The sequence below is a fragment of the Alsobacter metallidurans genome, from assembly GCF_014636935.1.
Lineage (GTDB): Bacteria > Pseudomonadota > Alphaproteobacteria > Rhizobiales > Beijerinckiaceae > Alsobacter > Alsobacter metallidurans.
Genome location: NZ_BMES01000002.1, coordinates 1636858 through 1662157 on the forward strand (window position 1 = coordinate 1636858; position 25300 = coordinate 1662157).

17 protein-coding genes are annotated in these 25300 nt (G+C 66.0%); 5 read left to right on the forward strand and 12 right to left on the reverse strand.

All coding sequences use genetic code 11. The annotated features are described in order from the left end of the window. Positions 1-8 precede the first annotated feature (8 nt). The 6 genes from IEV99_RS18095 to IEV99_RS18120 form a co-directional block, all read right to left on the reverse strand. Positions 9-1007 (reverse strand): hypothetical protein, encoded by a 999-nt coding sequence (locus IEV99_RS18095; RefSeq protein ID WP_188519115.1) that lies wholly within the window; start codon positions 1005-1007, stop codon positions 9-11. Between the two features lie 26 nt (positions 1008-1033). Further along, entirely contained in the window at positions 1034-3643 is a 2610-nt protein-coding gene (locus IEV99_RS18100) for a virulence factor SrfC family protein (protein WP_244643919.1), read from the reverse strand. A 4-nt stretch (positions 3644-3647) separates the two neighbouring features. Next, complete coding sequence (locus IEV99_RS18105; RefSeq protein WP_188519116.1) at positions 3648-6743, reverse strand: virulence factor SrfB; 3096 nt, start codon at positions 6741-6743, stop codon at positions 3648-3650. 7 nt (positions 6744-6750) lie between these two features. Further along, positions 6751-8163, reverse strand: a complete 1413-nt coding sequence (locus IEV99_RS18110) for a hypothetical protein (protein WP_188519117.1) — start codon at positions 8161-8163, stop codon at positions 6751-6753. Continuing rightward, the gene (locus tag IEV99_RS18115) at positions 8081-9460 is read right to left on the reverse strand and encodes a trypsin-like peptidase domain-containing protein (protein WP_188519118.1); all 1380 of its coding nucleotides are present in this window, start codon (positions 9458-9460) and stop codon (positions 8081-8083) included. The genes IEV99_RS18110 and IEV99_RS18115 overlap by 83 nt, the downstream gene beginning before the upstream one ends. A gap of 1748 nt (positions 9461-11208) precedes the next feature. Beyond that, a complete protein-coding gene (locus IEV99_RS18120; RefSeq protein WP_188519119.1) occupies positions 11209-11562 on the reverse strand; it encodes a hypothetical protein in 354 nt (117 codons plus the stop codon). Between the two features lie 925 nt (positions 11563-12487). Between IEV99_RS18120 and IEV99_RS18125 the strand changes: the two genes are divergently transcribed. Further along, the gene (locus IEV99_RS18125; protein WP_188519120.1) at positions 12488-13645 is read left to right on the forward strand and encodes a tyrosine-type recombinase/integrase; all 1158 of its coding nucleotides are present in this window, start codon (positions 12488-12490) and stop codon (positions 13643-13645) included. 416 nt (positions 13646-14061) lie between these two features. Here IEV99_RS18125 and IEV99_RS18130 read toward each other — a convergent pair whose 3' ends face one another. From IEV99_RS18130 to IEV99_RS18155, 6 genes are all read right to left on the reverse strand, one after another. Further along, entirely contained in the window at positions 14062-15144 is a 1083-nt protein-coding gene (locus tag IEV99_RS18130) for an ABC transporter ATP-binding protein (RefSeq protein ID WP_188519121.1), read from the reverse strand. Beyond that, on the reverse strand, positions 15141-17081 hold the full coding sequence (locus tag IEV99_RS18135; protein ID WP_188519122.1) for a glycoside hydrolase family 127 protein: 1941 nt from the start codon (positions 17079-17081) through the stop codon (positions 15141-15143). The genes IEV99_RS18130 and IEV99_RS18135 overlap by 4 nt, the downstream gene beginning before the upstream one ends. Positions 17082-17116: 35 nt before the next feature. After that, positions 17117-17977 (reverse strand): carbohydrate ABC transporter permease, encoded by an 861-nt coding sequence (locus IEV99_RS18140; protein WP_188519123.1) that lies wholly within the window; start codon positions 17975-17977, stop codon positions 17117-17119. Continuing rightward, the gene (locus IEV99_RS18145; protein WP_188519124.1) at positions 17977-18900 is read right to left on the reverse strand and encodes a carbohydrate ABC transporter permease; all 924 of its coding nucleotides are present in this window, start codon (positions 18898-18900) and stop codon (positions 17977-17979) included. Before IEV99_RS18145 ends, IEV99_RS18140 begins: the two co-directional genes overlap by 1 nt. 89 nt (positions 18901-18989) lie before the next feature. Further along, positions 18990-20234, reverse strand: a complete 1245-nt coding sequence (locus tag IEV99_RS18150; protein WP_188519125.1) for an ABC transporter substrate-binding protein — start codon at positions 20232-20234, stop codon at positions 18990-18992. 63 nt (positions 20235-20297) lie between these two features. Further along, positions 20298-21305: a LacI family DNA-binding transcriptional regulator gene (locus IEV99_RS18155; RefSeq protein ID WP_244643920.1), complete on the reverse strand. Its 1008-nt coding sequence runs from the start codon at positions 21303-21305 to the stop codon at positions 20298-20300. Between the two features lie 231 nt (positions 21306-21536). Between IEV99_RS18155 and IEV99_RS18160 the strand changes: the two genes are divergently transcribed. The 4 genes from IEV99_RS18160 (at position 21537) to IEV99_RS18175 (ending at position 25298) form a co-directional block, all read left to right on the forward strand. Continuing rightward, positions 21537-22760, forward strand: coding sequence for a threonine synthase (locus IEV99_RS18160; RefSeq protein ID WP_188519126.1), 1224 nt, complete (start codon positions 21537-21539; stop codon positions 22758-22760). Positions 22761-22922: 162 nt separating this feature from the next. Beyond that, the gene (locus IEV99_RS18165) at positions 22923-23711 is read left to right on the forward strand and encodes an enoyl-CoA hydratase/isomerase family protein (RefSeq protein ID WP_188519127.1); all 789 of its coding nucleotides are present in this window, start codon (positions 22923-22925) and stop codon (positions 23709-23711) included. Positions 23712-23721: 10 nt separating this feature from the next. Further along, a complete protein-coding gene (locus tag IEV99_RS18170) occupies positions 23722-24879 on the forward strand; it encodes a thiolase C-terminal domain-containing protein (RefSeq protein ID WP_188519128.1) in 1158 nt (385 codons plus the stop codon). 5 nt (positions 24880-24884) lie between these two features. Beyond that, on the forward strand, positions 24885-25298 hold the full coding sequence (locus IEV99_RS18175; RefSeq protein ID WP_188519129.1) for a Zn-ribbon domain-containing OB-fold protein: 414 nt from the start codon (positions 24885-24887) through the stop codon (positions 25296-25298). Positions 25299-25300 lie beyond the last annotated feature (2 nt).

Genomic DNA, 25300 nt, shown 5'->3' on the forward strand with positions numbered 1-25300 from the left:
ACCCATCATCAATCGCGGCATGCCGCAGCGAGCCGGTCATTGCCCGCGACCAGACTGGCTGAAGCCGAACAAAGCGCTTTCAATTCAGTCGTGTGAGCTGCGGAACGGTTTTTCCAGAGCGCGTAATAGGAGATCGCTCGCTGAGCGTTCGGAGCCGCGGCGCGGCGGCCATCGTCCGAGATCCGCGGGTCATAGATCCTGGCGAGCTGCAGCGCCGCGTCCGGGTTGGCGTAGGGGTCGGCCGCTTCGAAAGCCCTGAACGCAACGGCGGGCTGGCCGGCCGCAAGCGCCTCCGAGCCGATGCCCATCAGGGCGGCCGGAGGGGCGGCGCGTTGAAGCAGGGCTTCGAGCTTCTGCGTCAGCTCGCCCGCGCTCACGGGCGACCTCGGCGTCTCGGGTTCTGGCCGCGGCCGCGGATGCGGCGTTTGTTGGACGAACCAGAACGCCGCGCCGGCGACGCCAACCAACACGATGGCGGCGGCCGCCCAGAGCGGCGCGCGCCGGCGCGGCGCTACCGCCGTGGGTTGAACTGCGTTGTCCAGAACGGCCGGCGGACGCGCGGCGACGATCGGCTCCGAAGGCTCCTGCTCGGCGGGCCTGGATTCCGCTGAAGGGGCCTCCCCTTCGGCGACCAGGGATGGGGTGGGCTTGCCGGTCCCCTGCAGCGACAGTGAACCGTCGATGCCGGGGGACGGCGTTATGGCCGGCCAGGTCACCACCCCGAGGGAGTGATCGCCTTCGGCCACGATCTCGATCTGCACGAGCTCCTCGATCCGGTCGACGATCTCAGGACCGATACGGATGACGGTCGACAGGGCGCGGCGCTCGATCGATCGCGGCTCCAGCCAGGCGACCTCCGGCTGCCAGTCCTCGACGCCGAGGTGACGTGGTTCGGCATCCAGGCGGCGGATCGAGATCTTCTCGAAAGGCCGGTCGCTGTGTCGCCCGAGATCAATGAAGGCGTAGCCGCCGGCCTGGTCCAGGTCTTCGCTGACGTCGATAGCCATAGGTATTTCCGTCGGGTTCGGGCGATCTAGGCTGCCCGCAACGTGTTGAGGATCGCGCCGAGGCGCTCATTCTGCTTGAGGTCGACCCGAAGACCGCTCGTGCTCACCGCATTGTCTTCCACCACTTGGTAGAAGCCGTGGAACCAGTCCGAGATGTACATCTGGGCGAAAGGCTTGGGCGGCGTGCCGATCGCAGACGCGTCATAAGTGATCGGCCGCTCGTCGAAGATCGGATGTTCGCCACCCTCGGCCGGAGCCTTCGGCCTCTTGGGCGGAGGCAGTTGACCAAAGCCCAGATCGCCGATCAGCCGGTTGAGCCTCAGCGCCGCCACGAGCGCGATCTTGGCGCTCGATTGCTCGGCGAGTTCCACGGTGGTCAGCGCCTTCAGGTCCTCGGCCAGGGCGGCTTCCAGGTCCGATCGCCGCAAGAGCGTGAGGATCTCGTCCGAGAGGGTCTTGAGGGCTTCGCGGGTTATGCCGAGCCGTCGCGGGGCGGTGTCATTCGACGCCAGGTCGCGTAGATGCCCGATCCAGGCCTCCACGGCCGCACGCGCATAGAGCTGCTCGCGGTCCGCCCCGCTTACGGGACCGGTCCGCGCGCCCGCGCCGACCTGGTCGGGACGCGAGATCCTGAAGCTCATCGAGGCCGCCGCCCGCGGCTTGTCGCCTCCAACGCCGCGCAGCACGCCGTAAATGATGTCGTTGAGTTGGCCGGGGTCGATCGCGAGCGCCCGCAGCAAGGCGCCGAACCCGCCCGCCTGAATAACGGGTTCAAGATCGTCGAAGGCCTTTCCGGCCGCCGCCCTGCGCTCCACGAGCCGCTGCTCGACGTCCAGCGAGACGTAGTAGCGGTCGAGCTTGGCCGCCATCTCCCGGCGCAGGTCGCCCAGGCGAAGGCGCAACTGGTCCAGCTTCATGTCGAGCCGGCACACCTTTGCGAGGTTCTCGATGATGTACGAGATGCCGCCGTCGTTGAGCTTCAGGGCTTCGTCAAACGCGCGGCCGGGATCCCGGAAGTGGGTCGCGGCTTCGGGCAATTCCATGAAGCCGCTTCGCAGTTCAGCGATACGCCCGCGCTTCTCCGCAATGGTTTCGATCTCGACCCGGCCATCGTAACGGATGATTGTTTCAGCCGGAAAATTTGGATTGCGGAACCAATAGCAGTTCTGGAACGCCTTTCCGGGCGTCCACTGTCGGGGCCAGGTGTGAGCCTTTCCGAAATAGCCGAGGAGCGACGCTTCGAGGCGGTTGCGGAACCGGAGCCCGCCTTCCTGCCCAACGTCTCCGGCCTTATCGATGAAGTGCGAGTCGAACCAGGTCAGCACGAGGAACAGGAGGTTCGCCTGGGCGGCCCGCGCCTCCGGCGTCGCCCCGTGGGTCGACGAGATCCAGGCGTCGATCATGTCGGGGAGCGTTGCGACCTCCTGGATGGAGGGCCGCACGCAAAGCAGCATGCTGGTCAATTCCTGTTCGGCCACGTAGCGGTCGAACAGATAGGCCACCTTGCCGCGCAGGAAGGTCTCCTTCAGCGCGTCCGGGCGCTCTGACAGAAAGTGGGCGAGATGAACCTTCTGGCGGCTGCGCGCCCCCGGGAAGTCGAGCAGGTCCGTGGTGGCGAAGAAAGAGCGCGGCTCGTCTACGAGCGAAATTCGCAGTTCCGCCGTCAGCGCCGCCACAAGAGCGCGTGGCAGAACACGTGAGCCCGAAGGCGAGCGCACCTCCAGGTCATCTTTCCCCTGCCCGCCGAGCCCGGCGAGCGTGGCGACATCCAGGATGCTGCCCTCCCGCGGAACGAGGGCGCCGAGCGGGCAGAACACCTCGTCTGGCCGCCCGAGCTGATCGATCGCGGTGGCGAGATCGAGGTATAGCCTGGTGAACTGCGCGTGCCCTCCCCACAGCAACGCGAACAATTCGGACTTGCCCTGCAGGTCCAGGTTGGGCGCCAGGGCGCGCGCCTGCTCCCAATAACGGCCGAGCGCATCGACGTAGCGCGATGATCCGAACTGGCGCTGGAAGTAGTCCTGCAGGTCGAGCACGTCCTCGTCTGTCAGCCCCCCGCCAGCCTGCCCGGCGCGGGTCGAAAGATTGGCGATGGTCTGGGCGATGAATTCGGGCGACGGGACCGTCTCTTTCGATTGGTCGCCGTCGAGGAAGAACGTGTTTCCCAGAACCTTGATGACGTCGAGCTCGGTGAGCCAACGCAGCCGCACCGGGAATCCGGCCGGCGACGGCCCGACGGGAAGCGCCGAGAAACGGGTCACCAGCCCGGTCGACTCCTTGTCGCCGATCGGGTTGATCTGGCTGATGAAGTCCAGCGGCTCCGATCCGTCGAACGCCGCTCGCAGCGGCCCCGTCTCGGGACGGGCGAGCACCTCCACAAGGTAGGATTTCCCCGCCTGGCTGGGGCCGAAGACGCCGACGCACATTGGCCGCACGGCCGCCTTTTCGATCCGCCTGGCCCGCAGAGCCGCGAGTTTCATCTCGCGAACGATCGCGTCCTTCTCCCGACCGACGGCATCCGCGTTCGCCTCGTCCGCAATCCATCGCGCCGCATCGCCGGCCAGCGTCGCGGTTTGGCCACACAGGGCCGCAAGCTCTTTCTGGGCCGGCTCTATCATCGCTGTGTCTACGCTCATGATGTCAGTCCAGGGACAGAATGCCGGTGTCGAGCCAATAGCCCTGCTCTGACGCCAAGGTGTCCAGAACGAGCTCCATCCGGTTCGATAGCTCGAGCCCGTTCTGGTCGACCGCCGAGATGATCTTGAAGTCTTCCTTGATGGCTTCGCTCAGCATCAGCGAGTCCGGGCCCTCGTCGTCGGCCGACGTCTCGGCGCTGCGCTCCAGTGTGATCTCGATGGGCAGGCGCACCGCATTGAGGTCGATGCCCGGCCGAAGACGCAGCCGGTAAAGCGGCGTCGCGATCCAGCGCTCTATCGGCAACTGCCGATAGCCCAGCCGCATCGGCGCGTAATATTTCAGGGTGGCGACTTCGTCACTGGCCGAGCGCTTCTGGTCCAGGTCGATATTGCGGAAGCAGAGCCGATCGTTTCTGAGCCGCCCGTCACTTTCGAGTTCACCGATGTATTTGGCGGTTGACCGCAGACCGAGCCTGTTGGTGAACATGGTGAAGTTGGTCAGCTGGCTCTCCGCCAGCGCGCAAAGCATGCCGCCCACTGCCGTGGTCGTCTTGGGATCGCCGATGCGACGGTTGTCGCGATCACGGAAGGGGTACCACGCGCCCGCCTGATACTGATGCAACGGGATGATGCGCTCGGGCGAGACGCCCAGCTTGCCGACAAGCAGGTCGACGACGCCCGCCAGCCGCGAGGGCCGGCCGGACAGCAGCACGACGTCGCAATCCAGCGCATGGATCGCTTCGGAGAGGTTGTCGAACACTGTGTCCAGCACGGCGACGACACAACTGCGAATGACGTCCGGATCGGACTGAAAGATGCACTGTTCCAGCGCAAAGGAAGGTGCGCCGGAGGCCTGAGCCGGCCCTTCCAGGAAGCGGAGCAGTCGCTGCCGTCCTTCGCTGTGAACCGGCCCGTGGGCCGCGTTGGCGAAAACCTCGCCGAACGAACGCACCGGAGCTGCGTCTGACACAGCCACGTCTGCGTCTTCCGCATCGGCCAGCAGCCTCAGCGCGATGGGTTCAAGCACCCTGACGACGAACTGGCGTCGAAGGTGCTTTTCCTGCTCGGCCATGTTGGCCCGGTCGCCGCCGAAGCGCTCGAGCAGGAAAGCCCTGGGATCGGGATGCCCGGCCTCGCGCAGCGCGCGTTCAATGGGCGGGATCACCAGGCGCTCGATGACGCCCTTCAGAATGTCGTCGCCGGCCAGACGGAAGCCCTCACGGACATTCTGGACCGGGTTTATGGCCCGGTTGCCCTCGGCGTAGTAGGTCGTGATCATCAGGTCGGTGGTGCCGCCGCCGACGTCGATGCTGGCGACCCTCAGCGACGGCTCAGGCTGGGCGCCGCTGGCCGGCTGGGCGCCCGGCTCGGCGAACGGACGCGGCCGACCCGCAAGGCGCAGGAAAGCGTCGACCGAGCCGCCCAGCTTCTGGGTGATCTCGCCATAGAGGTAGACGAACTGCACGCAGCTCGCCTCGTCCCACGCGACGTGGACCTCGGGTGGATCGATGCCGATGCCGGTGGTCTTGGACCAGCCCAGGAGTTGCCAGACGAGCTTCACCGCGCCTTCGGCGCGGCTGCGCAGCAGGCGCTGCTCCTGCACGGGCATTGCGGGCGGCAGGGTGAGGATGACCCGGCGCAGAAACCGCGGCGCATCCTTGGTCCGCCGGCGCTCGCGGACGCCGGCGTTGTTCACCATGCTGATCGCGTGAGCGATGATCTCGGCGACCATGAAAGAGTAATAGGACGATCGCGAAAACGTCAGCCGCCCGGCGCCGATCCGGTCGTCGGACCGGACCTGGAGGCCATAGCGCTTCTTGTCGGCGTCGAGTTGCGCGATGACGTCGCCACGCGCGTTCACGAATTGCCTGATGGCGCGATCGATCAGCGGCGGCGTGCCGTCGGCGCCGTAGTCCCGGTCCGGAAAGCGCCACTCCTGGTTTACCGGACGAACGTCGCACAGATAGCGTTTTGGGCTCGACAGGCCGCTCACCGCCTCCGTGCCCTGGGCCATCTCGCGGAAGCGCGCCGCCTCCGGGCCTACGCGCACCGGGCTCGGCCAGAAGAACGCACGCGAGCGCGACGACAGCCGAGACAGATGGTCCCGGCCAAAGCGCGCATGCGCGAGCTCGACATGGCTTTCGAACGGGTCGGAATAGGCTTTCTCGGGCTCCGAGAGGTCGCGCAGCTGCAGCACAAGCGAATTGTTGAGGTCGACGCGGTCCTCGTTCGGATGGGACTCGATCAGGATGCCGCAGGTCCGGCTGTTGCCGATGTCAAGGATGAGATCGACCATCACGGGCTTGATGGCCGGCGCAGACGAAACCGTGTCGGTGAGCCGTATGACTCGCGGAGCCGCCGTGGCCTGGAGGTATTCCAGCAGCACGAGATAGCGGGCGTAGTGTTCGAGCGCGTTGGGCAAGTCGGAGTCGCGAAGCGGCCTGTCCGGACGCTGCGCCTGCTTGAATTCGCGCAGCATCTCCTTGAGCCAGGCAGGCACCCAATCCTGGAAGCCCGCTGGACCGCCGCCGGCCTGCGTTGCGCCAAGAAACCAGCCGATGTCCGAGAACCGATGCGCAAACCGGAACTCGTGCTCGTTGGCCGCATCCTCTCGGCTGGGCGCCGTGTAGGGCCGATTTGGGCGTCGCTCGATGAGGTCGGTGTCGAAGGCGAAGACTGCGAGGTGCGTGAACGGGCCCGTCGCGCGATCGGGGGCCTCGACGATGCGCACGCGGGCCCAGTTGGTCGGCCCCATATCGAGCTCTTCGGCGCCTTCCACGTTGGCGGTGATGCGCAGCATGGGGACGGGCAGCCACTTGCCCAGCGCGAATTCCAGCGCGCCGCGTTCGGTGACGGTGTATTCGCGATCGTCGTCGCCAGCCGTGGCGTCGGCGCCCTCGTCCGAGGCTCCGTCCCAAGCGGGGATCAGCCGGTAGGTCGGGCGTCCGTCAATCCACGCCGCACGGTCGATCGCACGCTCGATGAAACGGCGCGACAGGCGCCCGGCCCTGTCGACGTTCATGCCGTATTCGACGAACTGGACGCCGCTGAACGGAACCAGGCGGATGGTGGGCCCGAAAGCCACGGGTTCAATGATCATGAGGGGCTCATTCGAGCGGAGACGTGAGTGTAAGGACGGGCTCTATCCCATCGTTCGCCGAGATCTCACGACGTTCCTCCCGGACAACCCGGCCATTTCGCCAGATCGCGACGTAATAAGGAATGCTGGCGCGAGCGTCGCCATAACGATTGAACATCGCGACGCCGACCTGATAGGCGCCGGGCGCGGGCGGTCGGTCGGCCCAGATGATGTGCTCCACGGCGCGGCTCTGCGGGGTGCCGCCGTCGCGGTTGAGGTCGGCCACGAGCTTTCCGCCGCAGGCTTCGTGATTTCGGTAGTTGATGATCGCTCCGCCCGGGCAACTCACATAGAGGTCCAGGTCCGAGCTTCCCTCCCAGGTCAGGGTGATCTCAAGATGCTTGCCGCGCTCCACCGTGCTGGGCAGGCGGCGAGTAATCTCCTCCTGAATCGGGAGGACAGGCGGCGGCGCGGCGGCGCGCTGCGGCGGCGCGGGACAACTCACCTCGCACGCCGCGATCTTCCGGGCGAGCGCCAGTTCGGCCGCCCTCGCCTGCGCCTCCAGGCTGGCGATGGCATCATTTGTCACGGGATCAACCGTGCCGCCGGCCGTGCAGTACTGCGGGAACAGGTTGCGCAGGGAGGCAGGCCACCGCGGCCCGCCAACCCCGCAGGCTTGCAGAAGCCGGCCGGCGAGCATGGCCAGCAGCACGAAAAACAGCAACCAGAGCGCCAGGCCCGCCAAGTTGCGCGACCAGGCCGCGCCGGGACTTTCCCCGGCACCGGCCGATGCCGCCGGGCCCGAAGGCGGCGCACGTTCACCGCCGCTTGGCGCCGCAGGTGCGGCCCGCACCGGGTCCGCTTGCTCGCGGGCCGCGATGATCGCCCCGGCTGCGGGCGCGACGACGTCGTCCGCCACCGCCGCTCTCCGCCCCCAATCGACCAGGATCGGCTGCTCGCCCGCGACCCAGACCGCGCTGTCGCCAGGCGCGACGACCGCCGCTCTCAAAAGGCTCGCCAGATCCTGCGAAGCCTCGCCCTGCTTTCCGAGCGTCTCCGCGAGAGAGACGATGTCGGCTTTCAAGCGTTCGAGGCGTTGGCGGACACGCGCCGCGACATCTTCCGGAAGCGAAAGCAGCGGCTTTGGTTCGACGTCCCCTTCCGCGTACCAGGCGATGTCGCTGCCCGAGCCGGCTCCCATGCGGGTCGGCTCGGCGAACAGCGCCGCATGCTCCGGCCCGAGGCGCTGCCGAACGACCGCGACCATCTGGCCGTGACGGTCGAGCAACCGGCTGTGATTGGGCTCGAGGCCGCGTCCGCTCGTGCGCGTGATCAGAGTGTTGGTCGACATGGCGCGATCACGGTGCAGGAGTGCGCGGAGCAGGCGCAGACGGCGGGGCCACTGGCGCGGCGGCGGGCTCGACACCCGGCTGCCGTTCATTTGGTTGCGAAGCGATGGTCGGCGCTGTCGCGCACGGGCCCTGCTCTGGACGGACATCCAGGCCTGCCGAAGCCAGGAATGCCGCGAGCCCGTCCGATCCGAGCGCGTAACGCGCCCGGATGCCGGCGCGATCGCTCGCGCTGCGGTCGAACGTGTTAACCCCCACGACCCTGCCGCAGCTGTCGACGAGCGGACCTCCGCTATTTCCGGGCGAAATTTCGGCGCTGTGCACCACCAACGTGACGCCATCCTGCGCGTAACGCTGGAGGTGGTTCACCACGCCTGCCTGCAAGACCGGCGAGAGATCGGCGGCCGCGGCGTCGTCTCCCCCCTTGAGCCGCTGGAAGCTGGGATCCGTGGTCATGTAGAGGCCCGGAAAACCAGCTGAAACCACCGGCTCCATGGGTCTTGCGGGAGATGCGAGCGCGAAAGCCTCAGCTCTGGATTGCGGCGCGACGCGCAGCAAGGCGAAGTCCCTGAGCGGGTCGGCATCCCCCGCCGCCGCCAGGGCGGCATGGATGACCCCCACCTGCTTGCCGGCGATCAGGATGTCTCCGCCACCGCCGGCCACATGCCTGTTCGTGACGATGAGTTCGGGGCTGACGAAGAAGCCCGACCCAAGCTTATCTCCCGCAATCACAAGAACCACGCCCCGTTCGAGGCGCGCGACAAGACTGGTCGGATCAGCGGTAACCGTCGGGGCGCTCGCAGCCGCGCCGGTCGCCCGGTCGCCAGCGCCCTGCCCCGGCGCGCGTGATCGAACGCTCGCGGGGTCGATCGGCATCAGCAGCGGCGCCTGGCTCTTCAGGCCGATGCAGTTCAGACCCATGGCCGCCCCGAGACGGTCGATCCGGGCGCGCAGGCCCGCCATGAGCCCGTCGCGCACGGCAGGGTCATCGCCGAGGACGGTGGCGCCCTGAAAGGCGAGCACGCCCGGCGCGAACGACAGGAGAAGCGCCGCGGCCGCGAGACTGCAGGCGATAGCCGGAGCTCCGAGCGATGACTGCCTCAAGCTTTTGGTCTGGCCCGCCGTCGCGCCGGAGACCGGACGCGTCGCGGCCTGCGTTGCGCCGTAGCGGGCCGCCCAATTCTCATCATTTGTCGCCGGGCGGACGCCATCGAAGTCGCCCAAGATCGATTGATTGTGGGTCGCAGCCGCTGCAGCGTCCTGCACGCCCAACGGCAGCAGCCCCCAGTCAAGCAGTAGCGGCTTGCCTCCCAAAGACGCCAGCGACTCGGACGACGCAACATTGAGGCAGGCGGCCAGCAAAGGCCCAATTTCTGCGTCGTGGAGCAACGGCCGGATCGTTGCGAGAACCGCCGCAACTTGCGACTTGAGAAGCGTTTGCCTCTCTCGATCAAGCTGCGACCAGCGCTCCAGAGCCGCTTCTGACGGTGCGTACCAATCGATGCGGGCGATTGTTTCTCCGTTGCTTCGGTGAAGAACTGGTTCAGCGAACAGCAGCGCCGCCGCACCTCCACAGCGCTCTCTCAACACCCCTTGGATGTCGGAAAAGCGCTCTATCGCGGGAACGCCGTGGGCCGATACTAGGCGGACTTTTCCGAGATCAAGACTTGATACAAATCGGCGCACGACAAACAATCTCGGCTGGAACACCCGCAGTTGACCGCAAAAACTAGCGGCCGATTATTAAAAAATCGCCGCTTGTTTATGAAAATCCACATTCTCCGACCGGTCCGCTTGCCGTTTTGACAGTACCGAACGTTGTTACCCATGAACACGTTCTGATCGGCTGCTCTGCGACCGTCCGGAGGTCGGGGCCAGCACGTCTTGACAGGCCGCAACACGAGTCCGCTCGGGGCCTGCGAGCGCTTTCCACGGAGCACCTTCGCGCCTGCACAACACGGCGGTCGAAAGCACAATGGGCCATCGCCTCCGCTCGAAATCGCGCGCGTCCTCCTCAGCTCTCAACGAGTTTCACTTGGTCGCTACCAACCGCGGTCGAGACTGGGTCGTCGCGTAGCCGGTCGCCCCTAGAGGGGCGAAGCCGTCGAGACCTCGCAGGATCGATTTGACCAAGCCATTAACAAAGGCCGAAGCGGCTCTCGCGCCAGGAACCCGCCTCAGGTTGCTGCACGCCCGGCTGCGTGGTGCTCGCAGCATCCAGCGATGGAATGTCGGGGTGCGGCCTAAAGTGCGCTGAACTATGCCGCACAACTTCGCTGGCGAGATTATCTCGGACCTATCCTGGCTGTATGACCAGCGAGCGTCCTCGGCCGTAGCCTGCACCCGGCAGCTTAGGAAGCTGTTCCGATCTGCTGGGTTCGGATTGTTCGGTCATTTCCATCCCCGCTCGGCTCGCGTTTCGTCGGGCTGCCTCGGCCGCGCCGCCTAGGGGCGCCGCGGAGGGACCCGAGCCTCTAAGCCAACCCGAGCTACTCTGTTGCATTGCCGATCCAAATGCGACGAGTAAGCATGCCTGCGCCTGACCCGCCGCGAGCTCGTTCCAAAGCCGCGAGCTTCTGTCGTTCTGTGAACCGTGACTAGGTAGGCACCGAATTGTTCCCGCGGGCAAGACAGGCCTTTGTAAAGTCCTACGCCGGCAGTCCAGTTTCCAGCGAGGGTGCCCGCCGGCCAGATTGGGGCATATGCTGCCGACCGGATCCGACTTCAGCCAAGGGTCGCGCTGACCGGGAAGAGGCGACGAGCTCGACCTCCCACGACCTGTCCATCCCTAGCCTCAATGAGCGCGTCGAGAGCCCCGCCAGATTTCGAATAGGCCGCGATCGACGGCGAGCTCGGCCGAGTCGGGATCCCAACGAATTTGCGGTAGGTCTGGGGATAAGCCTGCAGCGGCTCGCGTAGTATCCGTCCTGCTCGACCAAGTTAGGCTCGCCGCCCTCGACGTTGACGAGCACGCGCCGAAACCAGGCCGTGCCGCCCTGCGAGTTGCAAACCGCGACGCGCTGCTGGATCTCTAGCAGTTGCCAATCGTCGGGCGCGCCGAGGATCGCGGCGCGCTGCACGAGGCGGGCCGGCGACGTCTTGAGCCTGCGGCGGCCGTCCCGCTCGGCGACGGTTAGCTACGCCACGGCGCGCGCCAGCACGGCCGCCCGATCGTCGCCGAGCTCGACGTCGCCGAGCGGATCCCAATCGGCCGGCAGGTCGAGCGCGAGCAGGCCTAGCGCCTTGACGGTCTCGGCGATCGCGATCGCGTCGGGATGCGGCGCCGTAACGGCGAAGGGATCGGCGAACACGCCCCATTGATTGAGGCCGTCCTCGTCGACGAGCTCGAGCAGCTCGCCGAACTTGTCGATCCGGCCCCATACGGCCGGCAGGCCGAGCGTCTTGATCCGGCCGCCCGGTCGCGTCGTTTTCGGGAGCTCGTCGCGGAATGCCCAGGCGAGAGCTTTTTCGATTTCGAGGCGGCGAGGCATGGGGCGCGGTCCTGATTGCGCGAGGGTTCGCGAGGGTTGCGCGAGGGTTTCGGCTAAACCCTCGCGCCAAGATTTCAGTTATCTTCTAAATACTTATTATCACTTTTCAGAGAAGCGCGAGGGTTGCGAGGGTTTTCTCAGGCCAACTTTATGGAGGTCGGCCTGCCCGGCTCTAAAAGAGCACGCGCTTATGTATGTGTGCGAGGCAAACCCTCGCAACCCTCGCGCAATCGCCGTTAAGCCGCTGATTTTTCGAGCGTTTTTGGTGCGCGAGGGTTTCTCAAAAACCCTCGCGAACCCTCGCGAACCCTCGCGCATTTCGCGGCGCGAATCAGGTCGCAAGCCCAATCTAGGCCGTGGCGAGCCGGCGCGTCGACGAAAAGCGCGAGGGTTTTCAGCCTCATTCATCGCCTGCATCCCCTCGGGAGGCTGCGGAGGGATCGTGCGGGTCGCGATCCGGCCGGTCGGGCACGCGCATCAGCCGGATATCGAGATACGCGCGGACCTCGGCAGAATTTGAGCCGGCCCGCATCGTGCCCCGCTTTAACCCCTTGAGCGGAAAGGCGCGGCCGAATGCAGTTTCTTCCATGGCCGCTCGTTGTTGGCGAGGCACCAGGACAAGAACGCTTGATACACGGTGCGCGCCTGCTCTTTCTGGCCGGGCGCGTGCTTGAGACATGCCGCAATGAAATCGCCGAGCGGTTCCATTGCGTCTCGCAGCTCGGCCGTTCTCTAGGCTCGCGATCTACTTTCGCGAGGGCCTGAGAGTGCTCGACTGTTCGGCTCAAAACGGTTCTAAGACGTCAATTGCCGGCGATCGGCACTCGAACCGCGTCCTGCGTTGCGAAGCCGTTGTTGGCAGGTTCCCTTTCACCCGGCTTGCGAATAGAAACAAAGCTAGAAACTGCGAGAGCACGATCGAGAGATGCCGCGCGCCAAACAACCCGCCCGCTTGTGGCTTAGGCCGGCCAGCAAGGACCGCGCCGCCGTTTGGATCATCCGAGACAACGGCAGGATGCACTCGACCGGGTGCAGCGAAGCTGCGCGTGCAGAAGCTGAGAAGAAGCTTGCAGGATACATCGGCGGCAAACATAACCCTGTTGCCGATCAACCTGCTCCCGCCTCTGAAACGGCTGTCCTAGACGTCCTTTCGGTCTATCTCGACGACGTCGCGCCGCGACAAGCGCGCCCTGCCAAAGTAGCCGAGCGGATTGAGCGGCTTATTGATTGGTGGGACGGAAAGACGCTCGCCAATGTCTCACCGGCAAGCTGCCGGGAGTATGCAAAACGGGCGATTGTAACGACGACACCCACGGGCAAAGTCGTTATCCGTAAAGGCGTCGGCGGTGCCCGACGGGACCTCGAGGACCTCCGCGCCGCGATCAATCATCATGCCCGGCGTGGCCTGCATTCGGGTTTCGTCAGCGTTGAGTTGCCGGCTAAGGGCAAGGCACGGCAGCGTTGGCTTACGCGCGCCGAAGCAGCCCGCCTGATTTGGGCCTGCTGGCGTCATCGCGAGACGCAAACGCTTCATCGCGGTCGTCAAAAAGGCAAGCTGCAGCAGACCCAAAAGAGGCCGCTGCGCCACTTGGCGCGATTTCTGCTGATCGCTCTCTATACCGGCTCACGGCCGGGCGCGATTCTCTCGGCGTCAATAGTGGCTGAACCTGGCCGCTCGTATATCGACCTAGATTCCGGCCTGTTTTATCGGCTCGCTGAGGGAGCGCGCGAGACCAACAAGCGCCAGCCGCCGGTTCCGATGCCGCTGCGCCTGCTCGCCCACATTCGCCGCTGGGAAAAAACAGGCGCGATCGCGCGATATCCCGTCGAGTTTAATGGTCTTCCGGTGAAGTCGGTTAAGGTCGGGTTCGCTCGCGCCGTCAAGCTTGCAGCCTTGCCCGGCAATATCACACCGCATACGTTACGGCACACTGCTGCAACGTGGCTCATGCACCAGCGGGTGCCGACTTCGATTTCTGCTGCTTATCTCGGCATGAGCGAGCAAATCTTCAAATCGAATTACGAGCATCACCACCCAGACTATATGCTTGAGGCACGCGATGCGATTGTCCGCCGGCGCTAGCGGATCTCGACCGATGCCGATCCGCGGCGAGGCGCGCGGCTTCGGTCGCCCTGAAGCATTTAGGGCTGGTGCCGACGCCATTCGTGAGAAGCGCAATGCACATCGCGACTTAGCCTCCCTAGCCGTGCAGCCGGAGCTACCTCCACTTTCAGCCAAGCCACGACTAACGCAATGCAGTTGGCAGTAGTGCCTCGGCTGCACGCTGCTGCGTTGAGGCGCTTCCTGGCCAGAGTGTCGAAAACGCCATTTCGGTTTACGGCACTGATACGGCACCGATTGATCGTGAACAAACGGCGCCAAACGGCAACAAACGAAAATAAAAACCATGGCATTTCATTAACTTAGCGAAACAGAGGCTCGCTCATAACGGTCTGGTTGCAGGTTCGAGTCCTGCCGGGCCCACCACCCCTCCCGTTCTAGCTCCCCTGCCGCGCTTCGCCGGACGCCGCGAAGAACTTCACGGCCCGTTGATCGCAACGCAGCCAGAGGTTTTCGCCCGGCAGCGCTTCCGGCCCGCCGCGTTGCTCGATCGTGATCAGGTCTCCGGTCGCCAGCCGGCAATGAACGTAGCGGGTGCTGCCGAGATACTCCGCGAACTCGACCTGCGCCGGCAGCGCATTGTCCTGCGCTTGCCCGGCCGACCAGTGCTCGGGCCGAACTCCGAGCTTGATCTTTTCCGCGGCGGCGGCAGGGATCGGCGCCTCGAGCGTGATCTCGGTTCCGCCGATCGCAACGCGATTTCCGTCCAGGCAGGTTCCGTCGACGATGTTCATCCGCGGCGAGCCGATGAACCCGGCCACAAACAGGTTCGCGGGGTTCTCGTAGACCGCTCGGGGCGAGCCAACCTGCTCGATGCGGCCGTCGCGCAGCACGACGATCCGATCGGCGAGCGTCATGGCTTCGGTCTGGTCGTGGGTCACGTAGATCATCGTGTTGCCGAGCTCGCGGTGCAGCCGCGCGATCTCGGCGCGCATGCTGACCCGCAACTCGGCGTCCAGGTTGCTCAGCGGCTCGTCGAACAGGAACACCAGCGGCTTGCGCACGATCGCCCGGCCGATGGCGACCCGCTGCCGCTGCCCACCCGAGAGCTGGCCCGGGCGGCGGTCCAGCAGCGGACCAATCTTCAGAACTTCGGCCGCCGCATCCACCTGACGCCTGATCTCGGCCGCGGGCACTTTCGCGATCTCCAGGCCGAAAGCCAGGTTTTCACGAACGCTCATGTGCGGGTACAGCGCGTAGGATTGGAACACCATCGCGATGCCGCGCTTGGCGGGGTCGAGGTCGGTCACGTCGCGCCCGGCGATCAGGATGTCGCCGTCGGTGACGTCCTCGAGCCCGGCGATCATGCGCAGCAACGTGGACTTGCCGCAGCCCGACGGGCCAACGAAGACGACGAACTCGCCGCCCTTCACCAGGAGGTCGAGCTTGTGGATGACGTCCACGGGGCCAAAGGACTTGCGGACGCCGCGCAACTCGATTGTGGCTGTTTCGGCGGTCATTGGGCGGCCCTTATCCAGACCAGCATTTCGCCCGCGTCGCGATTGTCCCAGAGATGGTACGGCACCAGGCGCGCGGTGGTGTTTTCCGCTGCGGGCGGCTGCGTGCTGTAGAGCCGGCCGTCCCCGGCGCTCCAACGTTCCCGGCGCGCCGGCAGCTCGATGACCAGGGCGCCGCCCAGCTCAGGCAACGGTTCGGTGCGCGCCGCCGAGAGGTCATCCGACAGCACGAGCCCGTTCAGATTGCCGGCGTTGTCCGTCTCCTCCACGCAGTAGATCAGCGGGCCGCGTGCGATGGCCACGCGTCCAAGGTCCGCCCGCACGGCCGGATGCGCGTGGAGCGCTCGCACCCGCATGGGCAGATCGAGCTCCAGGACGTCCCCATCGCGCCACTCGCGCCTGAGCTGGATATAGCCGCCCGACATGTCGCCCGTGCTCGTGTGCTCGCCGTTGAGAGTCAGGGTCGGCGCTTCGCACCACCCGGGCGCGCGCAGCGCCAGCGCGAAGGTCGCGGGCGCGTCGAGCCCAATGCGCAGCGTCACCCGTCCATCCGCCGGATAGGCCGTGGATTGCGTCAGCGTCACTTCGCCGGACGAGAGCTTCAGCCTTGCGGTGCTGTCGCCGTAAAGATGCACCGCGACGCCGTCCGCCGAGACGCCGTACATGTAGCTCCCGATCGACGCCACCGTGCGGGCGATGTTCGGCGGGCAGCACGGGCATCGGTGCCAGGTCCAGCGATGGTGCCCTCCCCGGCTCTCCAGCGGATTGTCGTAGAAGAAGCGCGATCCGTCGATCGACAGGCCCGAGAGCGCCCCGTTGTAGAGCGCCTGCTCCATGATGTCGGCGTAACGGCGGTCAGGCCCGCGCCCGAGCATGCGGCTTGCCCACATCATCAGGCCCACGGCCGCGCAGGTCTCCGCGTAAGCGCTCTCGTTGGGGAGATCGTAGTAGTCGGTGAAGCCTTCGTTGCTGGCCGCGGGCCCGATCCCGCCCGTCACGTACATCTGCTTGGTGGTCAGGTCTTCCCAAAGCCCCTTGAGCGCGTCCGTGAGCGTATCGTCCCCGAACTCGGTCGCGACGTCGGCCATGCCGGAATAAAGGTACATGGCCCGCACCGCGTGGCCGATGACCTTGGTCTGCTCGCGCACCGGCAGATGCGACTGGTTGTACTGGTAGGTCTTGTGCCGGAATTGAGCCGGATCCGCACCACGCGCCGCCGCCTCGATGTCGAAAAAATGCGGCTGCTGGCCGCGCGCGTCGATGAAATACCGCGCGAGGTCGATGTAGCGCTGCTCGCCGGTGGCGCGGCCGAGGCGGATCAGCGCGAGCTCGATCTCCTCATGCCCGCAATAGCCGTGCTTCTGCCCGGCGCGAAGGCCGAATTCCTTGTCGATGAGGTCGGCGTAGCGACACATGACGTCGAGCAGGGTGCGCTTGCCGGTGGCGTGGAAATACGCGACCGCGCCTTCCATCAGGTGCCCGGCGCAGTAGAGTTCATGGCAATCGCGCAGGTTGGTCCATCGCAGGCCGGGCTGCATGCGGATGAACCACGAATTCACGTAGCCGTCCGGCTGCTGCAGCTTCGCGAACATTTCGATGATCGCGTCGATCTTGGCTTCGAGGTCGGCGTTGGGCTTGCGATACAGCGCGTAGGCGGCCGTCTCGATCACCTTGGCGACATCGGAATCCCAGAACATCTGCACGTTCACGGTGTCGGGCGAGCCGTCCGCGCGGGTGTGCCAGGGCATCTTCACCGGCGGAACCGGGCGCTCGGGATCGATCTGGTCGAACATGCCGGCGGCGACGCAGCGCTCGTAAAGGATCATCGCGGTCTTGTCCGCGACCGCGTCGATGCGATCGCCCCAGAAGCCGCGCACCTCGACGTCCGGAACGGCGGGAGGCCGGAATCCGCCAGCCCTCAACAGGTGTTGGGAAGTCATGTCGTCACCACTTGTTACTGGATCTCAGAGACGGGTCACTTGACGGCTCCCGCGGTCAGGCCGCGGATGTAGTAGCGCTGCAGCAGCAGGAAGAGCCCGAGGCAGGGCGCCATCATCAGCATCACGCCCGACTGCACCGCGCCCCAGTCGATGGTGCCGAACTGCCCCGAGCGAACGGCCGCCATCATCACCGGCAAGGTATATTTCCGCTGGTCTGTCAGCAGGATCAGCGCCGCCAGGAACTCGTTCCACGATGCCAGAAAGGCGAAGATCGCCACCGTGGCCACCCCCGGAAGAACGAGCGGCAGCATAACCCTGCGCAGCATCAGGAACACGGACGCGCCATCCACCCGCGCCGCGTCCTCGATCTCCTTCGGGACCGCGTCAAAGGCGTTTCGCATCATGAAAATCGAGAACGGCAGGTGCAGCGTCACATAGATCAGCACGATGCCGGGCAGCGTGTTCTGCAGTCCCAGCCGCGTCAGGATCAGGAACAAGGGCGTCAGGATGGACTGGAACGGGATCATCACGGTCGAGATGATCAGAACGAACAGCGCGTTCTTGAGCGGGAACTGGAAGCGCGAGAAGCCGTAGCCGGCCAGGAGACTGATGAACACGGTAACGACGACGGTCGCGGCCGCGACCGAGAGGCTGTTGCCCGCATAGGTCCAGATTCCGACGCCGTACTGCGCCAGGTTCTCGTAGCTTTGCGTCGTGAAGCCCTCGACCGGCCAGGGCGGCAGCGGCGGCCGCGCCGCCTCCGTGGTGGACTTGAAGCTGACCAGCATGCTCCAGGCGATCGGAGCGATGAACAGCAACGACGTCACCAGCCCGATCACGTGGTAGCGGGTCGCCGCCCAGGCGCGGCGACGGGTTGCGGCTGCTTTGCGGGACATCACGCGCCCTCCGGCGTGCGTAGCAGCCTGAGCTGGACGACGCTGATCGTGACCAGGATCGCCAGCAGCACCATCGACATCGCGGCGCCGTAGCCCAGGCGGAACGACACGAAGGACTGGCTGAAGATCCAGTACACGGCCGTGACCGTGCTGTTTTGCGGACCGCCGTCCGCGATGATGTAGAACTGGTCGAACGCCAGCACCGACCCGGCGACCGACAGGATCAACGCCAGCGCGATCGTGCGGCGCATTAGCGGCAGGGTGATGCGGAAGAAGCGCTGCCGGCCGGATGCGCCATCCATGCGCGCCGCCTCCTGCACCTCCGACGAGATCCCCTGCAGCCCCGTGAGCAGGATGATCATGTTGAAGCCAGCGGTCTTCCAAACCACCATGACGACGATGGACCAGAAGGTTGTGTCGAAGGTGGCCAGCAGGTTCACGGGCTTCTCGGTGAGGCCCAGCCGATACGCCAGCGGCGAAAACAGGCCGACATCGACGTTCATCAGCCAGGACCAGAGGAGGCTCGCCGAGCCGAAGCCGACCACCACCGGCAGAAAGATCGCCGTGCGGTAGAGTTTCGTAAGGGGCCGCGCCCGCTCCACGAACAACGCCAGCGGAAAAGCCACCGCGAAGATCGCGATCGTGACGATCACCGTGTAGTAGGCCGTGAACCGCATGGCGCCCCAAAAGCGCTGGTCGACCATCAGGGCTTCGTAGTTGGCAAGTCCGATGAAGCGCGGGCGGCCCAGCAGCGGCCAGTTGTGCAGCGACATCCAGAACGCCATGCAAAGCGGCGCGAGAAAGAACACGAGGACCAGCAGCACAGCCGGCGCGACGAACAGGAGGCCGACCAACTGCTTCCGGCGCAGCCGGGAGCCTCGGCGACGCGGAGTGTGTGGCTGAGGCGGTGTGCCCTGGATCATTGAAACCATCCCGACAAGCCGGACGCCCGGCCCAGGCGCGTCATGCGCCTGGGCTGCGGATGAGGTCGCGCGGAGGCGCTCCCGGCGCTTTACTTGCCGGACGTGTCGATGATGGACTGCATGGTCTTCTCGGCTTTGATCAGGGATCCCTCGACGTCATTGCCGAAAAAGATCTCGTTCAGCATCTGCTTCCATGGGCCGGTGCTGCTGTTGATGATGTCGTTGTAAACCGGCGACGAGGGCGTCCGCCCGATCTTCATCGCCTCGGTGGCGACGAGATATCGCTCGTCGAGCGACTTGACGGCTTCGGCCGCGATGTCGCTGCGGGTGGGCAGGCTGCCGAGCTTGGCGAGCATGGTCTGGCCTTCGAGCGAGTAAACGAAGGTCAGGAACTCGCGGACCGCCGGCAGGTTCTTGCGCCCGGCCGTCACCACGAAGTTGTCGCCGCCCGCAAAGGACGCCTTGCCGCCCGTCTTGCCGGGCAGGAAGGCGACGCCGAACTCGACCTTGGGGTAGTTTTTGACGAGGTTGCCGATCGCGAAGGCCCCGATCGGCGACATGCCGATCCTGTCGGTTGCGAACCCACCGAAGAAGTTGGCGCCTGGGTCCGTCCGCGCGCTCTCGGGCACGTAGCCCTTGGCGACCAGCCCGCGGTAGAGCGCGGCCGCGTCACGCATCTGCGGCGTGTTGAGGGTCGCGCGCTTGCCGCCGTCAACAAGGATCTCGCCTCCCGACGCCCAGACCAGCGGCATGAACGTGAACGCGTTGCATCCCCCGCAGGCGCCGGAGAAATAGAAGCCGCGGATGTCGCCGCCGATGGCGTTGACCTTGCCGGCGTACTCCTCGATTTCGGCCCAGTTCGTCGGCCCCTTCTCGGGGTCGAGTCCCGCCTGCTTGAACAGCCGCTTGTTCCACAGCATCACGGACGCATCGGCAGACATCGGCGTCCCGTAGATCCGGCCGTCATAGGTCCCGGCTCCGAGATGCGCCTTCGAGAGACTCTCGTAGAACGGGAAGCCCTTCACGAGATCGGTGAGGTCCTCGAGTTGGCCGGAAGCCGCGAACGCCGGCGTGTAGACGAGGTCCAGCGAGAGGAGATCGGGAGCCGAGCCCCCGGCGGCCGAGATCGCATATTTCTGCACCATCTCGGTGTTGGGCACGATCTGGAGATCGATCTGCGTCTTGTGGCTGGCGTTGAACGCCTTCACCAGGGCCGGCATGAACGCCTCGCTGCTGGAGCGGGACCACATCGTCAGTTTCTGCTGGGCCATGGCCCCGCCCACCGATGCGCAGGTGGCCGCGAGGGCCAGGACTGCCGCTTTCAAACCCTTCATCTGCGTCTCCTCCAATTTGGCCTGCTTGATGCGGGCCTTGTTTTGTCGCGTGCGCGGCGGCCGCTAGGACGAGCGCACGATCAAGCTGCAGGGCAGTTTCGTGACGCCCCTCACGACCTCTTCGCGGTTGACCATGCGAACAAGCGCGAGGCCCGCCTGACGTCCCAGCTCCTTCAGGTTCATGTCGATCGTGGTCAGCGGCGGGCGCGTTTCCTTGGCGACGATTTCCCAGTTGTCGAAGCCCACCACGGACACATCGCGCGGAACGTCGACGCCGCGCTCGCGCAGCGCGTCGATCACCCCGCGGGCGATCTGGTCGTTGCCGCAGAAGACGCCGTCCGGCGTCTCCGCGCGCGACCACAACTGCGCGACGGCTTCGTGCCCCCACCGTTCGGACCAGGAGCCGAACAGCGTGTCGAGAAGCCTGGCCTGCGGGGCATGTTCCAGCACCTGCGAGCACGCGCTCGCGCGCTCCCGAACGGTGCCGAACTCGCGCGGGCCGGTCACATGGGCAATGCGGCTGCGACCCTGCGACAGCAAATGCTGCACGGCCTCCCGCGCGCCCTGGCGATCGTCGGGCACGAAGGTGACGCCATTCTGCGGGCCCGTGTTCAAGGCGTACACGACCGGGACCGGAAGCTCGGACAGGTCGACAGGCAGCGGCTTGTCGATGCGCTTTCCGGTCGCGATGATGCCGTCGATCTGCTTGTCCAGCATGGCGTCGACATGGATCCGGGCGAGTTCGGGATTGTCCTCGACCGTGCAGAGGAACACCGACACGCCATGGTCGATGAGTCCCTCAGAAATGCCGGCCATGACCGGCAGCGTGAACCTGCCATAGGTGTCGTTGGTCAGGAGCCCGACCGTAAAGCTGCGCTTGCGCGTGAGGCTCCGGGCCAGCGAGTTGGGGCGGAAGCCGAGTTCGAGGGCGATGCGCTTGATGCGGTCACGCGTTTCGGCCGTCATTCTTCCCGAGCCGTTCAGCGCTTTCGACGCCGTGGCGGCGCTGACCTTCGCGGCGTCGGCCACGTCGTAGATCGTCACCCGCTCGCCCGCCGACCCTACCGACACTGCTCGACCTCATTTGCGCAACCGGTTTTTCATACCTTGTAGGCCTGAGTGTCGCAATGAGAAACCGGTTGCTCAAGCATTTTTGTGAAGGACGATCGCGGGGCAGTTCAACAGGAGCGCCACTTACGAAACACGCTTACGGTCTCGGCAGGAAGCTGCTGAAGTGAGATCCGGCGTATCGTGCGCGTCGCGTCGCGCGTTGAGCGGCGTCGCGCCTCAAGGAGGATCACCATGACTGAGACGTTCGTGTCGCACCTCGAATGCTCGTTGACGGGCAAGCGCTACGAGGCGCGCCAGGTTCACGGGCTCTCGGACGCGGGCCGCCCGCTTCTGGTGCGCTACGACCTGGAGAAAATGGGGCGCGCCTTCACCAAGGTCGACCTCGCGGCAACCCGGGAGCCGGGCTTCTGGCGCTATGCGCCCATGCTGCCCGTCGAGAGGCCGGAAAACAGGGTCTCGCTGGGCGAGGTGGTGACGCCGCTGATCCCGCTGCAGCGCTCGGCGGCGGCGCTGGGCGGCCGGCCCGGGAAAGCCATCGTCAAGGATGAAGGCCGCCTGCCCACTGGATCGTTCAAGGCCCGGGGGCTTTGCCTGGCGGTGTCGATGGCCAAGGAGTTCGGGCTGCAGCACCTCGCGATTCCCACCAACGGCAATGCGGGCGCGGCCATGGCGGCCTATGCGAGCAGGGCCGGCCTGCGCTCCACGGTGTTCTGCCCGGACGACACGCCCGAGATCAACGTGCGCGAGATCCAGCAGCTTGGCGCCCAGACCTGGCTCGTCAACGGCCTCATCAATGATTGCGGCAAGATCGTCGGCGGCGGCAAGGAGGCGGTCGGCTGGTTCGACGTCTCGACCCTCAAGGAGCCCTACCGGATCGAGGGCAAGAAGACGATGGGGCTCGAGCTCGCCGAGCAGATGGGCTGGAAGCTGCCCGACGCGATCCTCTACCCCACCGGCGGCGGCACCGGCCTCATCGGCATGTGGAAGGCCTTCCAGGAATTGCTGGCGCTCGGCTGGATCGAAGGCCACCTGCCCCGCATGATCGCCGTGCAGGCGGAAGGCTGCGCGCCCATCGTCGAGGCCTGGAAAAGCGGCGCCGAGCATGCGCCGCTGTGGGAGAACGCCCACACGGTCGCGGCCGGCATCCGCGTGCCGATCGCGGTCGGCGACTTCCTGATTATACGGGCCGTCCGGGAGTCCAACGGCTTCTGCATGGCCGTTTCCGACGACGACATCATGGCGGCCCGCGACCTCGTGGCGCGCGAGGATGGGCTGCTCCTCTGCCCCGAGGGCGCGGCGACCGCGGTCGCCTACCAGACCGCCCTTGAGACCGGCCAGATCTCCCAGGACGAGACCGTCGTTCTCTACAACTGCGCGACAGGGCTCAAATACCCGATGGCGCCGGTGGAGCGGACCATCAACCGGTTCCAGCCCGTCGCTTACGACATGTTCTGACCCGCCCGGGCGGCCTCGAGCGCGAGCTGGGCCGGGGGGCGAAAAACGTTGCGGCCTTTACCCTGTACGCCGGCCAGATTCCCCGACCGCGTCACACACCGAGGGTTGACCCGGTTGTCGGGTTGTCCGACAATACGACAACGGTCAGCGATGGAGCGCGGTGTGGCTGATGACAACCTCCTGGTGAAAACCGGCGATGGTCGGGCGTGGGTGACCTTCAACCGCCCCGACAAGTTCAATCCGCTGGATTGGGCGACGCTGAAGGAGCTGCGCCGGGCCGTTGAGGCGCTGGACGCGAACCCGGCCGTCCGGGCCGTTGTGTTCACCGGGGCGGGCCGGGCCTTCTCGGCCGGAGGCGACCTCGCCGGCTATCTGTCGCTGTATGCCGACAAGCCGGCGTTCCGCCTGTTTCTTGATGATTTCGCAGCCGTCTGCGGCCTGATGGAGCGGTCCTCCACCATCTTCATCGCGGCCGTGAACGGAACGTGCGTGGCCGGCGGGCTCGAGCTCCTGCTCGCCTGCGACCTGGCCTTCGCGGCCGATACGGCGCGGATCGGCGATGGGCACGTGAACTTCGCGCAGATCCCCGGAGCGGGCGGATCGCAGCGTCTGGCCCGCGCCATAGGCCCCATGCGCGCCAAGCACCTGATGCTCTCCGGCCGTCTCCTCGACGCGCGAGAAGCGGAGCGGATCGGTCTTGTCGCCGAGGTCGCGCCGGCCGACGCTCTCGCGGGCCACGTGAACGCCTTCGTGGACGACCTCGTCCAGCGCAGCGCGACCGTGCTGGCCTCCATGAAAAAGCTGGTCAACGACACCCGCACGTTGGAATGGCAGGCCGGGCTCGACGCCGAAATGGACGTCGTCCACGCCTACGCAACCGGCCACCCGGACGCGATGGAAGGCCTGCGGGCCTTCGCGGAGAAGCGCCGCCCCCATTTTGCCGCCGACTGAGGAGCGGACCATGTTCACCCTGCGCGACCGCTATTGCATCGCCGGCATCGGCCACACCGACTACACCAAGCGGTCCGGCCGGACCGTTCTGGACCTCGCCTCAGAGGCCTGCCTGAAGGCCTCTGCCGACGCCGGAGTTCCCGTCCAGGACATCGACGGCATCGTAAGCTTTAACTTCGGCGATTCCGTTCCGGGCATCGCGGTAGCGACGGCCCTGGGCATGCCGCACGCGCATTACTGCGTCGACATCGCGGGCGGCGGCAACGCCGCGAACCTGATCGTCATGCACGCCATTGCGGCCATCGAGGCCGGACTAGCGAAGACCGTGCTCTGCTACCGCGCCATGAACGGCCGCTCGGGCTATCGGCTCGGCGGCGGCCGGGAGCTCGCGGCTCGCGGCATCACCCAATACACGGCGCCGTTCGGCTGGATCACCTATCCGCAGGCCATGGCCATGTGGTGCCGCCGACACATGATCCGCTATGGCACCACGGCCGAGCAGCTCGGCGAAGTGGCGGTCACGTGCCGCGCCAACGCGACCCTGAACCCCCGCGCCATGCAGCGCGAGCCGATGACGATGGACGACTACATGGCGTCCCGTTTTATCGTGGAGCCGTTCAGGCTGCTCGACATCTGCCTTGAGAGCGACGGCGCCTGCGCGGTGCTGGTGACGTCGGCCGATCGCGCCAAGGACATGGCGAAGCCGCCCGTCTACGTCATGGGCGCGGCCTATGGCGGCGGCCCCAACCAGGGCGAGGACCTCTTCGACGCCATTCGCTGGCCCGAGCACGCCGAGAACTACGCGAAATACATCGCCGATGACCTCTGGGGCGGCGCGGGCGTTTCGCCGAAAGACGTCGATGTCGCGGAAATCTATGACTGCTTCACGTACAGCGTGCTGATGCAATTGGAAGGCCTCGGCTTCTGCAAGGAGGGCGAAGGCGGCTCCTTTGTTCAAGGCGGCCGCATCGCCCGGGATGGCGAGTTGCCGATCAACACCCACGGCGGCCTCCTGTCGGAGGCCTACATCCACGGCTTCAACCACGTCATCGAGGCTGTCAGCCAGTTGCGGGGCGATGCGGGCGAGCGCCAAGTGCGCGACGCCGAGATCGCCCTCACGACGGCCGGCGCGATGACGTGCGGGAGCGCCATGGTCCTTCGCAGGTGAACGACATGACCTACGCCAAGCCGCTCCCCGAGCCTGATCCCGATTCCGCGCCGTTCTGGGCAGGAACCCGGGAGCACCGCCTGATGCTGCAGAAGTGCGGCGGATGCGGGCGCTTCCGCTTCCCGTCCCAGCGCCTCTGCCCGCACTGCCATTCGCCTGAGGCCGAGTGGGTGCAGGCCAGCGGCAACGGCACGGTGTTCAGCTGGATCGTGGTGCGCCACCCCGTCCCGCGCGAGGTCTACGGGCAGGACGTGCCCTACGTGGTCGCGCTGATCGCGCTCGACGAGGGCGTGCGAATGCCCAGCAACATCGTGGGCTGCGCCCCCGAGGACGTCACCCCCGGAATGGCCGTCACAGTGCAGTTCGACGACGTGACGCCCGACGTCACCCTGCCCCGGTTCAAGCCCGGACGAGCGTGAGC